Raw genomic sequence first — 12,046 nt, forward strand, 5'->3', positions numbered from 1 at the left:
TCGGTGGGTTCGTGCCAGGCTGGTGGTCGTGATACGGGCTGCGGGAGCTACCGGCCGACGGCTGCCTGCCACGGTGGCGGTGCTGGTACTGGTGATCGCGCTCGCCGCGTGCGGTGCGCCGTCGAGTGAGCCGACGCCGAACGACCCGACGCGGGTACAGCGGCTGCGGGTCGAGGTGCTGCGGGTACTGCCGCACGACCGCGAGGCGTTCACCCAGGGGCTGGAGATTCACGACGGCACGCTGTACGAGGGCACCGGGCTCGTCGGTGAGTCCACCTTGCGGGCGGGACCGCTCGGCGCCGAACCCGAGGTCGTCGTCTCACTGCCGAAGCCGCTGTTCGGCGAGGGCATCACCGTGGTCGGTTCCCGGGTGTGGCAGCTCACCTGGCGCAGCGGCATCGCCATCGAACGCGATCGCGACACCCTCGCGCAGCGGCGCACCGTCCGCTACGAGGGCGAGGGGTGGGGACTGTGTCACCAACCCGGCAGGCAGCGGTTGGTGATGAGCGACGGGTCGGCGAAACTGACCTTCCGTGACCCGGTGACCTTCGCCGTTCGCTCCTCGGTGGTGGTCAAGGAGGACGGCGAGCCACGTGACGAACTGAACGAGCTGGAGTGCGTCGACGGGGCGGTGTACGCCAACGTCTGGCACAGCGACGAGATCCTGCGCATCGACCCCGACACCGGAACGGTCACCGCCCGCATCGACGCAGCAGGGCTGCTGGACGAGGCCGAGCGCGCGGAGGCCGACGTGCTCAACGGCATCGCCGCGGTGCCTGGTTCGGACGAGTTCGTGCTGACCGGCAAGCTCTGGCCCAAGATGTTCAGGGTGCGGTTCGTCTCGACCACGTGATCACCCGTACGGGCAGGGCTTGAGTACGGCAGGATTGGGCACATGCGTTCGGGTCGCAAGGGGAAGCGGAAGTGGACGCCCGAACCGGGGGCGAGCCAACCACCGGTGGACCGCACGCGGGCTCAACACCCGACACCACCTCCGACGAGGGCCTATCCGCCGCCTCCCCCGCTGACCGCGGACGAGGCGCCCACCGGTGCGATGCCCACGCAGCCCGCGAGGCCGAGCAGGGGCGCGCGGCCGTACCCGCCACCGCCTTCCCCGCCACCTGGGCCGGTGCCGCCCCGGCGCGAGCGGCCCGGCTACGAGTACTACGACACCGGCGGCTACGCCCCTGGCCAGCCCAGGGACGCCGAGGAGGAGCCGACGGCCAGGCACGGCTTCGACGCGGGCGGAGCCGACCAGCGGGTACCGAAGAAGCTCACCGTCACGCGGGTGGCGGCGTTTCGCGGTCGCCAGCTCAGCGGGCAGGCCGTGGCCGCCTTCCGCAGAGCCGCCACGGCCGACGGCGCGGACAAGTCCGGGCTGACGTCGCTGACGTACGCGGTGATGCTGAACTACGCCAGCGACGCGGCGATGGCGGTGGCGCTGGCGAACACGCTGTTCTTCGCGGCGAGCAGCGGGGAGAGCAGGGGCAGGGTCGCGCTGTACCTGCTGATCACGATCGCCCCGTTCGCGCTGGTGGCACCGGTGATCGGCCCCGCGCTGGACCGCATCCAGCGCGGCCGCAGGTTGGCGATGTCCGTCGCCTCCTCGGGCCAGGCCCTGATGTGTGTGCTGATGGCGTTGAACTTCGACAGCTGGGTGCTCTACCCGGCCGCACTCGGCAAGATGGTGCTCTCGAAGTCGTTCATGGTGCTCAAGGCCGCCGTGACGCCGAGGGTGCTGCCGCCGGAGATCACCCTGTCGAAGACCAACGCGAGACTCGCCGTCTTCGGATTGGCGGCAGGCGGCGTGTTCGGCGCGCTGGCCAGTGGGGTGAACTGGGCGTTCGGTTCCGCGGGCGCGCTGTGGTTCACCGCGCTGATCTGCGCCGTCGGCGCCGCGCAGGCCATGCGCATCCCGTCGTGGGTGGAGGTCACCGAGGGCGAGGTGCCCGCCTCGCTCTCCGCGCGAACGCCCGCGCTCAAGCCGCGCAGACCGATGGCTCGACACGTCGTCGTCGCACTGTGGGGCAACGGCTCGATCCGCGTGCTCACCGGCTTCCTGATGATGTTCGCCGCGTTCGCGGTCAAGGCGCAGACCGAGGACAGCGGGCAGAGTCCGTTCGTGCAACTGCTGCTGCTCGGCATCATCGGAGCCGCGGCGGGCGCGGGTGGCTTCCTCGGCAACGCGCTGGGGTCCAGGCTGCACTTCGGCAAGTACGACCAGGTCATTCTCGGTTCCCTCGCCGCTACGCTGGCCGCGACGATACTGGCGGCGATCTTCTCCGGCATCGCAACGGCAGCCGTCGTGGGACTCGTCGGTGCCACCGCGAGCGCGCTGTCCAAGAACAGCCTCGACGCCGTCATCCAGCACGACATGCCGGAGGAGTCGCGTGCCTCCGCGTTCGGCCGTTCGGAGACCGTGCTGCAACTCGCCTGGGTGTTCGGCGGCGCTGTCGGGCTGCTGCTGCCACCCACCTACTGGATCGGCTTCCTCGTGGTCTCGCTGCTGCTCGCGCTCGGGCTCGCCCAGACGTGGTTGGTCAGGAACGGTTCGTCGCTGCTGCCCTCGTTCGGCCGGGGGCGCGCGCCGCGACCCGATCCGACCCGCGTGGCCGACGGCTCGTAGTCTCGCCACTATGCGACGTCTGGTAGTAGCACTTCTGGCGGGTGGCGCGGTCACACTGGCGGGGTGCTCAGCGCCCTCGGCCCCCGAGATCACCTTCTACGCCGACGGCGAGAGCACGACGGCGCAACCGCTCAGCTACTGCGACGCCAAGCTGACCTCCTGCGAGACCGGTGGCGAACCCGCGAACCTGCGCGTGCGCACGGGCAAGCCCGTGCAGGTGTCGCTGCCTTCGGACGTCTCGTCGACGCCGTGGGCCCTCAACGTGCAGTTCCTCGGCCCGGACGGCAAGCCGCGCCCGGTGCGCCAGCAGGTCTTCACCGACGGCAAGCAGCACGCCTACACCGTGGTCCCGGACTCGCCCGGCGACCAGCTGCTGGTGGTGGAGGTCCAGCAACTGGGAGCCGCCTACGCGGCCGACGAGCAGGGCAACCCGATCGTGGACGAGAACGGGCAGCCGCAACTCGTCGTGCGTGGCGTGTGGTCACTTCAGATCGAGCCCGCGGCGCGACGCTGACGCGCAGGCGGGTATCAGGGGTCGAGGTCGCGCGCGACGGCCCGCATGACCTCGGCGATGCGCTTGGTGTGCTTGCGGTCGGGATAGCGGCCCCTGCGCAGGTCCGGCTGTACCCGCATCTCCAGCAGCTTGATCATGTCCTCGATGAGCCCGTGCAACTCCTCGGCGGGACGGCGACGGGCCTCGGCCACCGAAGGCGGCGGGTCCAGCAGGCGGACCGACAGAGCCTGCGGTCCGCGCCTGCCGTCGGCGACACCGAACTCCAGTCGCTGACCGGCCTTGAGGGCCTCCACGCCCTGCGGTAGCGCGGATTTCCGAATGTAGACGTCCTCGCCGCCGTCCTGCGTGACGAAGCCGAATCCCTTGTCCGCGTCGTACCACTTGACCTTGCCGGTCGGCACTGCCCTCACCGTTCCTTCGCTCTGCTGCCACGGGTCCGGCAGCCACCGTCCCCGCACGACGAACGCGCCCCAGGCGTACCCAGGACGCGTGTCCACCAAGCCTATCTCGCCACACACAGTACGGAGAAGCCGAATGCCGACCTTAAGATGCCGGTATGAACACCGCCGTTGAGGACAAGGGAAACCGCACCGTGGGTAAGCCGGGATTGATGCGGGCCGGGATCATCCTGTTCGCCATTGGCATGGTCGCGGTGGTGGCGGTCTTCGTACTCTTCGCGGCAGGTTTGCAGGACCTGCCGGTGTGGCTTTCCGCGTTCGCGGGTGTGGTCACACCGCTGGGCCTTGGCCTGGGACTCATCGCCCTGGTACGCGAGCACCGTCAGCGCTAGCCGCCAGCCAGCCGGGGAACTCGACGAGCGAGTCGAGTACCACGTGGGCACCCGCGGCGAGCAGTTCGGCTCTGCTGCACGGCCCGGTTGTGACCCCTACCGCGATCGCGCCCGCCGCAAGCGCGCCCTGGATGTCGCCGACGTGGTCGCCGACGAAGGCGAACGCGTTGTGCCGCTTCAGCGCGGCGGCCTTCCCGGTGGCCCAGAGATCACCGACAAGCACGTCCACCGCCAGACCGTGCGCCTGCAGGTGCAACGCGGCGTTTCGCTCGTACTTGCCGGTGACGACGAGTGAGGTGCCTGCGGCGTCGCGGACGGCGTCGATCGCGGCGCAGGCGCCCGGTAGCACCGTGGTGCTCGGGATGACCAGGCCGGGGTAGATCTCGCGGAACCGCGACACCAGTTCCGGAATACGTTCCTCCGGCGCCTCGAACCCCCGCAGCACGTGGTCGAGCGGTGGTCCGAGCCGGGAGGCGAACAGTTCGCCGTCGAGGTCGAGACCGGACTCCCGCGCCAGTTGTGCCATCGCCGCGACCATGCCGGGCCGCGGATCGATCAGCGTCATGTCGAGGTCGAAACCCACGCACCTTCCCACCCGCGCCACCGTATGCCTTTACACGGAAGTTGGACGGGTCCACTCCCTTGACATCACTGCGCACTCTGTCAACATATGAATGTGTCTCAGGTCACGAGCTTCGCTCAACGCGCCAGGGCGTCGTTGCGGGAGGAACTGCTGGACGCGGCCACCGAACTGTTACCCGAACGCGGATATGCCCGGCTCCGGATGGCCGACGTCGCCGCGAGAGTCGGGGTGAGCAGGCAGACCGTCTACAACGAGTTCGGTAGCAAGGCCGCACTCGTGCAGGCGGTGGCACTGCGAACGCTCGCCGAGTTCACCGAAGGCATCCAGCAGCGGCTCAACGCGGCGCCCGACGTGCTGTCCGGAGTGCACGCCGCCACCGTCTACACCATCGAACACGCCAAGGAGAACCGGCTTGTCGCCGCGGCGCTCGGCACCGACGTCGCGGAGGACCTGCTCCCGCTGCTGACCACCAGGGGCGAGCCGATCCTGCGGGCGGCCACCGAGGTCTCGATGGCCTACCTGCGGGACCGGCTGCCCGAACTGCGTGACACCGAGTTCGTCGCCGAGACCATGACGCGGTTGACGATGAGCTACCTGGTGCTGCCGGGCCACTCGGCCGAAGAGGCCGCCGACGGGGTACGGGCCGTGATCGCCTCGCTCATCGAATCGTCCACAACGAAGTGACCCGAAGGGAAACGTTCATGACCGGCACCGTCGCACCACACCGGGAAGGGTTCCACTCGCTGCGCCGAGGCGGCCTGAACTGGGACTCCTTCCCGCTGCGACTCTTCGTCAAGGGCAACAAGAAGTTCTGGAATCCCGCCGACATCGACTTCTCCGCCGAACGCGAGGGCTGGGAGTCGCTCAACGACGAGGAGCGGCGCTCGGCGACGTACCTGTGCGCGCAGTTCATCGCCGGTGAGGAGGCCGTCACCGAGGACATCCAGCCGTTCATGAAAGCGATGGCCGCGGAGGGCAGGCTCGCCGACGAGATGTACCTGACGCAGTTCTGCTTCGAGGAGGCCAAGCACACGGAGGTGTTCCGGCGCTGGATGGACGCCGTCGGCCTCACCGAGGACCTGCACTCCTACGTGGCGGAGAACCCGCATTACCGCAAGCTGTTCTACGAGGAGCTTCCCGAATCGCTCGGAATCCTGGCGCAGGACCCGAGCCCGGTGAACCAGGTGCGCGCAAGCGTCACCTACAACCACGTCATCGAGGGCAGCCTCGCGCTGACCGGGTACTACGCGTGGCAGAAGGTGTGCACCTCCCGCGGCATCCTGCCCGGGATGCAGGAGCTGGTGCGCCGCATCGGTGACGACGAGCGCAGGCACATGGCCTGGGGCACCTTCACGTGCAGGCGACACATCGCCGCCGACGACTCGCTGTGGGACGTCGTGCAGCAACGGATGGGCGAGTTGCTGCCTCACGCGCTAGGCATGATCGAGTGGGTGAACAGCCAGTTCGACGAGCCGCCTTTCAGCATCGACAACCAGGAGTTCCTGCAGTACGCCGCCGACAGGGCACAGCGAAGGCTCGGCGCGATCGAGTCCGCTCGCGGCGCCGACGTGGCGGCCATCGACGTCGACCACACTCCCGAGCAGCTGGAGGAGACCTTCGGCGCCGAGGACGCCAAGGCGTTCGCCGAGGCAGCCGCGAACAGGTCGTGAACTGCTTCGTAAGCACCTCGTGAGCAAGTCGTGAGGGGTTCGGCGGCCCTGGTCCGTTATGGTCGGCTGCCGAACCCGTCCACGAAACCCGCGGAGCGCGCGCGTGCCGTTGTTCCTCTCCCGGCTGCTGGCCCGGTTCGCTCTGCTCACCTCGTGGTTCACCCCGGTCATCGTGATCGTGGTCGTCTTCGCGACGAGCTGGCCGCTGATGGCGCTGGCCGAACCCGAGGGCAGCGCGCTGGTGCAGCCACAGAACTACTGGTGGTACTTCGTGGTGACGGCGGCCACGGTGGGCTACGGCGACTTCTTCCCCGAGTCGGCCGCGGGCCACCTGGTCGGCGCGTACGTGATCATCGGCGGGATCGTCACGCTGACGACGGTGTTCACGAAGATGGCCTCGGTGCTTGAGGGAGCGAGAGGACGCCGCATGCAGGGATCGATCACCGTGAAGGCGTCCGGGCACACGGTTCTGCTCGGTTACACGCCTGGGCGCACCGAGCGCATCGCCAGGGAGGTGCTGCACGGCATCGACGGGACACTCGTGCTGTGCGCCTGGGACGAGGTGGGCACGCACCCGATGCCGGAGGACCCCGTCGAGTTCGTGCGTGGCGACCTCACCGACGAGGAGACGCTGCGAAGGGCCGGCGTGCAGACCGCGCACGCCGTGCTCGTCGACGCAAGGGACGACAACGAGGCGCTCGCCGTCGCGCTTGCCGTCGACCACGTCGCCACCGACGCGCACGTGGTCGTGACTCTTCGCGACATGGAGCGGGCCTCGCTACTCGGCTACGTCGACGACCACATCCGGTGCGTGCAGTGGCACACCCCCCGCATGATCACCGAGGAGCTCACCTCCCCCGGAATCGCCGAGATGTACGCGGAGCTGATGACACACGGCGGGGCCAACACCTACTCGGTCACGCTGCCGGAATCGCTCGGGCCGGTGCCGGTCGACCGGTGCCGCGTCACCCTCGGCCGCCGACACGGCGTCACCGTGCTCGCGGCCCGCGCGGGCGAGCGGCTCGTGGTGAACCCCGGCTGGGGCGACGAGCTCCCGGCGGGGGCGGTGCTGTACTACGTCAGCGCGGGCCCGCTCACCTCCGAGCAGGTGGAGCAGGCACTGCGGCAGGACGGCGCCGACCGGTCCTGAGTGCCGCATCGCCGACCCCGACCCGCACTCGCCTGTTCATGCGCGCGGCGGCTCGTGTTCATCCCGGGCCGTTAGAAAAGGCGGACCAGTCCGGTTCGCTTCGGGAGCGCCCATGAGTCTGACCCGCCGTACCGCCCTGCTTGGCGGCTCCGCCCTCGGCGCCGCCGCGTTCTCCGGCCGGAGCGCGGCCGCGACGACCGCCGCCCCGCCACGGGAGTACCCGTTCACACTCGGCGTCGCATCGGGCGATCCGACCCCGGACGGTGTGGTGCTGTGGACCCGGCTGGCTCCGCGACCACTGACGCCGGACGGCGGCATGGCGCCCGGCGATGTGCGGGTGCTGTGGCAGGTCGCCACCGATGAGCACTTCGCCGACGTCGTTCGAGCGGGCAGCGCGCGAGCCGAGGCCGAGTGGGCGCACTCCGTCCACGTCGAGGTCGAAGGGTTGCTGCCCGATCGCGTCTACTACTACCGCTTTCGTGCCGGGTCGCAGTTGAGTCCTGTCGGCCGGACCCGTACCACTCCGCCGGTGGGCGCGCCGGTGTCATCGCTGGCGCTCGCCGCCGTGTCGTGTCAGTCGTTGCCCGCCGGTCGCTACGCGGCCTACCGGCACATCGCCGAGCGCGATCTCGACATCGTGTTGCACCTCGGTGACTACATCTACGAAGGAAGAGGACCCGCCCAACCGAGCGCGGGCCCCGACCGCAGGCATTTGCCCTTCAAGACCACCACGTCGCTGGAGGACTACCGAATCCGCCACGCGCAGTACCGGCTCGACCCGGACCTGCGGGCCGCGCACGCCTCTGTCGCCTTCCTGTGCGTGCCCGACGACCACGAGGTGGTCAACAACATGGCGGGTGACTACGGCGGCAACGGCAACGCCGACCCTGAGACCTTCCCGCGTCGCAGGGCCGCCGCCTATCACGCCTACTACGAGCACATGCCGCTGCGGCGCTCGGCCCTGCCGTCAGGGCCGGACATGAGCCTCTACCGTCGGTTCAGTTACGGCGACCTCGCCGAGATCCGGCTGCTCGACACCCGGCAGTACCGAACCCCACAGGTGGACGGCGCGACCTTCCAGCCGCTGCCGAGCGACGCCTACGACCCGGACCGCACCTTGACCGGACCGGAGCAGGAGCGCTGGCTGCTTACAGGACTCGCCTCGTCGACCGCGAGGTGGAACGTGATCGCGCAGCAGGTCTACCTCGCGGCCATCGACATGGACACAACCGATGGGCAGGCCTACAACACCGACAAGTGGGACGGCTATCCGGCGGCGCGCTCCCGCATCACCGGGTTTCTGCACCGACAGCGGCCTCGCAACCCCATCGTGCTCAGCGGGGACGTCCACGCGGCGATGGTCAACGACATCACGCTGGAACACGACCCCACCTCCCCGGTGGTGGCAACGGAGTTCATCGGTAGCTCGATCAGCAGCGGCAAGGGCAACAACGCGTTGTTCGAGTCAGCGCTGCCGCACAACCCGCAGGTGCGCTACTACAACGGCCGCGAGCGCGGCTACCTCTCGTGCGAGGTGGGCCGCGACGTATGGGCCTCGCACTTGTGGTTCGTCGACGATCCGCGCGATGCGGCGTCCCGGGTACGTCGGGACGTATCCTACGTGGTCGAGGACGGCAGGCTCGGCGCTCAACCAGCCTGAAGCACGACGCGGCCGGCTCCGCAACGAGTGTCGGGCGGGTCGGCCTTGCCCGGTCCGTGCCTACGATCCCCGAGCCGACTCGCCCAGCCCGAGCAGTTCGACCGACTTCTCCCGCATCTCCACCTTGCGCACCTTGCCGGTTACGGTCATCGGGAACTCCTCGACCACGTGCACGTAGCGCGGGATCTTGTAGTGCGCGAGCCTGCCCTGGCAGAACTCGCGCAGTGCCTCGGCGGTGAGCGGGGGCGCGCCCTCGCGCATCCGCACCCACGCCATCAACTCCTCGCCGTACCGGCGATCGGGCACACCGATCACCTGTGCGTCGAGGACGTCCGGGTGGGTGTAGAGGAACTCCTCGATCTCGCGCGGGTAAATGTTCTCCCCGCCGCGGATGACCATGTCCTTGATCCGGCCGGTGATGTTGACGTAGCCCTCGTCGTCCATCACCGCGAGATCGCCGGTGTGCATCCAGCGTGCGGCGTCGATGGCATCGGCCGTCTGCTCCGGCTGCTCCCAGTAACCGAGCATCACCGAGTAGCCCCGGGTGCAGAACTCGCCGGGAGTTCCGCGCGGCACCGTCAGGCCCGTCTCAGGGTCGACGATCTTCACCTCCAGGTGCGGGTGCACCCTGCCCACAGTGGACACGCGTCGCTCGATCGAGTCATCGGCCCTGGTCTGTGTCGAGACAGGTGAGGTCTCGGTCATGCCGTAGCAGATGGTCACCTCGGCCATTCCCATCCGCTCGATGACCTGCTTCATCACCTCCACCGGACACGGTGAGCCCGCCATGATCCCGGTCCGCAGGCTGGACAGGTCGTAGGAGTCGAAGTCGGCCTCGGCCAGTTCCGCGATGAACATCGTCGGAACGCCGTACAGCGACGTGCAGCGTTGCGCCTGTACGGCTCGCAGCGTTGCCGCGGGCTCGAACGCCTGCGCCGGGATGACCATGCAGGCGCCGTGGCTCGTCGCGGCCAGGTTGCCCATCACCATGCCGAAGCAGTGGTAGAAGGGCACCGGGATGCAGATCCGGTCGGCCTCGGTGTAACCGCAGAGTTCGCCGACGAAGAAGCCGTTGTTGAGAATGTTGTGGTGGCTCAGTGTGGCGCCCTTCGGGAACCCCGTGGTGCCCGAGGTGTACTGGATGTTGATCGGGTCGTCGGCGCTCAACGTCGCACGCAGCCGCTCCAGCAGCGCGGGATCGGCCTGCCTGCCGTGCTCGAACAGCGCGTTCCACTCGCCGCTGCCAAGCAGCACGACGTGCCGTAGCGCCTCGCAGCGAGGGCGCACCTCCTCGATCATTCCCGCGTAGTCGGAGGTCTTGAAACTCTCCGCGGCCACCAGCATGGTGATCCCGGACTGGTTGAGCACGTACTCGAGTTCGTGTGCGCGGTAGGCGGGGTTGATGTTGACCAGTATCGCGCCGATCTTCGCGGTGGCGTACTGGGTCATCGTCCATTCCGCACAGTTGGGAGCCCAGATCCCGACCCGGTCGCCCTTGCCGATACCGGCGTTCGCCAGGCCGAGCGCCAGCGCGTCCACCTCGGCGGCTAGCTGCTCGTAGGTCCACGTCCGGCCGGTGAACTGCTCCACGAGTGCGTCACGTTCGCCGAACGCTCGCACCGTGCGGTCGAAGTTGTCACCGATGGTGTCGCCCAGCAGCGGGACCTCCGAGGTGCCCGAGGCGTAACTGGGGACAGCGAGTGCGTCCGGCATGATGCCTCCTCGGCGTCGAAGGGCCAGCACATCGAGTGTAGGAACGCGGAAGGCGCGGCGGCTACCTGCACATGGAGGGGCGGCGCGGATGCCACGATGCGGGGACAATGGCGGCATGCGGGCGCTACTGAACGTCATCTGGTTGGTGTTGTCCGGGTTCTGGCTCGCCCTCGGCTACGCGATCGCCGGGATCATCTGCTTCGTGCTGATCATCACGATCCCGTTCGGCATCGCCTCGTTCCGCATCGCCAACTACGCGCTGTGGCCGTTCGGCCGGACGATCACCGACCGTACCGACGCCGGAGCGGCATCGGTGCTCGGCAACATCATCTGGATCGTCGTCGCGGGGTTCTGGCTCGCGCTCATCCATGTCGTGACCGGGGTACTGCTGTGCCTGACGATCATCGGAATCCCGCTCGGCATCGGCAACTTCAAGCTGATTCCGGTCTCTCTGCTGCCACTCGGCAGGCGAATCGTGCCCGTACCGGACTGAAAGCGGCCTCAGCCGGCTGTGGGCGCGATGTGCGCCTGGCAGGGCTCGTAGGAATCGGCGAGTTCCACCACAAGGCACGGACCGCCGACGAACACCCCACCGTCCACGCCGAGCGCCTTATTACCCGCGTACAGGAACGGGCCCTTGATCTGCGAGGCCGGCACGCCCCACTGGTCGGCGATGACGCTGTGCCCGTGCACCACCCGCTGCCCGCCGAGCTGCCCGAGCAGGATGTCCGCCATGCGCTCACCGTCGGGCCCGCGGAAGGCGTAACGCGTCGTCATCCGGCGCCACACCTCCCACCACTGCTCGATGTCGGCGCCCTCGAGCACCTCGCGCACCGCCGCGTTGACGGCGTCCTCGGTGTCACCCCATTCGAGGTACTCCAGGGTGTCGGAGTGCACCAGCAGGTGTCCGGCCACGTTGGCGACGACTGGGCGGGCGATCAACCACTCGACGTGTTCGGGGGTGAGCCGTTCCTGGTCGGCGAGCTGCCCGCCGTTGAGCTCCCAGCTGCGGGCGAAGCTGCGCGGCCCGAAGTCCGACGGCACCGGCGTGTCGCCGAAGCGGTGCACGCCGAGCAGCAGGATCTCGTGGTTGCCGAGCAGGCTGTCAACACCGCCGCCGGAGGCGGGCGCCTGCCGCTGCAACCTCCGCACCAGGTCGATCACGGCGATGCCATCAGGACCCCGGTCGACGAAGTCACCGAGGAACCACAGCTTCGCCTGCCCTCCGATCCAGTCACCTCGGGCATCGACCAGCTCACGCGCACGTAGCGCGGCGACCAGTTCGGCGTGGTGGCCATGCACGTCACCGACGACGAACGTGGGCTCGGCAGTCACCCCAC

Annotated in this window: 13 protein-coding genes; 9 read left to right on the forward strand and 4 right to left on the reverse strand. The window is 68.7% G+C overall.

The genetic code is table 11. The features are described 5' to 3' along the window. Window positions 1–31: 31 nt before the first annotated feature. From SACMADRAFT_RS23265 to SACMADRAFT_RS23275, 3 genes are read left to right on the forward strand one after another with little or no spacing between them, the layout of a single operon-like run. Window positions 32–853, forward strand: a complete 822-nt coding sequence (locus tag SACMADRAFT_RS23265) for a glutaminyl-peptide cyclotransferase (RefSeq protein ID WP_408640359.1) — start codon at window positions 32–34, stop codon at window positions 851–853. Between the two features lie 42 nt (window positions 854–895). Next, complete coding sequence (locus SACMADRAFT_RS23270) at window positions 896–2,626, forward strand: MFS transporter (RefSeq protein WP_009156309.1); 1,731 nt, start codon at window positions 896–898, stop codon at window positions 2,624–2,626. A 10-nt stretch (window positions 2,627–2,636) separates the two neighbouring features. Then, window positions 2,637–3,140, forward strand: coding sequence for a DUF2771 family protein (locus SACMADRAFT_RS23275; RefSeq protein WP_009156310.1), 504 nt, complete (start codon window positions 2,637–2,639; stop codon window positions 3,138–3,140). A gap of 14 nt (window positions 3,141–3,154) precedes the next feature. Here SACMADRAFT_RS23275 and SACMADRAFT_RS23280 read toward each other — a convergent pair whose 3' ends face one another. Further along, a complete protein-coding gene (locus SACMADRAFT_RS23280; protein ID WP_040926747.1) occupies window positions 3,155–3,541 on the reverse strand; it encodes a cold-shock protein in 387 nt (128 codons plus the stop codon). 155 nt (window positions 3,542–3,696) lie between these two features. Between SACMADRAFT_RS23280 and SACMADRAFT_RS23285 the strand changes: the two genes are divergently transcribed. Then, a complete protein-coding gene (locus SACMADRAFT_RS23285) occupies window positions 3,697–3,930 on the forward strand; it encodes a hypothetical protein (RefSeq protein WP_009156312.1) in 234 nt (77 codons plus the stop codon). Here the strand turns inward: SACMADRAFT_RS23285 and SACMADRAFT_RS23290 are convergent. Next, on the reverse strand, window positions 3,896–4,525 hold the full coding sequence (locus SACMADRAFT_RS23290; RefSeq protein ID WP_040926748.1) for an HAD family hydrolase: 630 nt from the start codon (window positions 4,523–4,525) through the stop codon (window positions 3,896–3,898). The two genes, SACMADRAFT_RS23285 and SACMADRAFT_RS23290, sit on opposite strands and share 35 nt — an antisense overlap. Before the next feature lie 75 nt (window positions 4,526–4,600). Here SACMADRAFT_RS23290 and SACMADRAFT_RS23295 point away from each other — a divergent pair, with 75 nt between their 5' ends. The 4 genes from SACMADRAFT_RS23295 to SACMADRAFT_RS23310 all read left to right on the forward strand — a co-directional run bounded on the left by SACMADRAFT_RS23295 (window position 4,601) and on the right by SACMADRAFT_RS23310 (window position 8,993). Then, window positions 4,601–5,197: a TetR/AcrR family transcriptional regulator gene (locus SACMADRAFT_RS23295; protein WP_009156314.1), complete on the forward strand. Its 597-nt coding sequence runs from the start codon at window positions 4,601–4,603 to the stop codon at window positions 5,195–5,197. Window positions 5,198–5,214: 17 nt separating this feature from the next. Next, window positions 5,215–6,183 carry a R2-like ligand-binding oxidase gene (locus tag SACMADRAFT_RS23300; RefSeq protein ID WP_009156315.1) on the forward strand — a complete coding sequence of 323 codons (969 nt, stop codon included), beginning with the start codon at window positions 5,215–5,217 and terminating at the stop codon, window positions 6,181–6,183. 103 nt (window positions 6,184–6,286) lie between these two features. After that, window positions 6,287–7,333, forward strand: a complete 1,047-nt coding sequence (locus SACMADRAFT_RS23305; protein WP_009156316.1) for an ion channel — start codon at window positions 6,287–6,289, stop codon at window positions 7,331–7,333. Between the two features lie 112 nt (window positions 7,334–7,445). Next, entirely contained in the window at window positions 7,446–8,993 is a 1,548-nt protein-coding gene (locus tag SACMADRAFT_RS23310; RefSeq protein WP_009156317.1) for an alkaline phosphatase D family protein, read from the forward strand. A 60-nt stretch (window positions 8,994–9,053) separates the two neighbouring features. Here the strand turns inward: SACMADRAFT_RS23310 and SACMADRAFT_RS23315 are convergent, their stop codons facing one another. After that, window positions 9,054–10,706 (reverse strand): AMP-binding protein, encoded by a 1,653-nt coding sequence (locus SACMADRAFT_RS23315; protein WP_009156318.1) that lies wholly within the window; start codon window positions 10,704–10,706, stop codon window positions 9,054–9,056. Between the two features lie 115 nt (window positions 10,707–10,821). Between SACMADRAFT_RS23315 and SACMADRAFT_RS23320 the strand changes: the two genes are divergently transcribed. Next, window positions 10,822–11,199, forward strand: coding sequence for a YccF domain-containing protein (locus SACMADRAFT_RS23320; protein ID WP_040925855.1), 378 nt, complete (start codon window positions 10,822–10,824; stop codon window positions 11,197–11,199). Between the two features lie 8 nt (window positions 11,200–11,207). On the opposite strand, the gene SACMADRAFT_RS23325 is transcribed toward SACMADRAFT_RS23320, so the two are convergent. Further along, on the reverse strand, window positions 11,208–12,041 hold the full coding sequence (locus SACMADRAFT_RS23325) for a metallophosphoesterase (RefSeq protein ID WP_009156320.1): 834 nt from the start codon (window positions 12,039–12,041) through the stop codon (window positions 11,208–11,210). Between the last annotated feature and the right edge of the window lie 5 nt (window positions 12,042–12,046).

Source organism: Saccharomonospora marina XMU15, assembly GCF_000244955.1.
In the GTDB taxonomy this organism is placed as follows: Bacteria; Actinomycetota; Actinomycetes; order Mycobacteriales; family Pseudonocardiaceae; genus Saccharomonospora_A; species Saccharomonospora_A marina.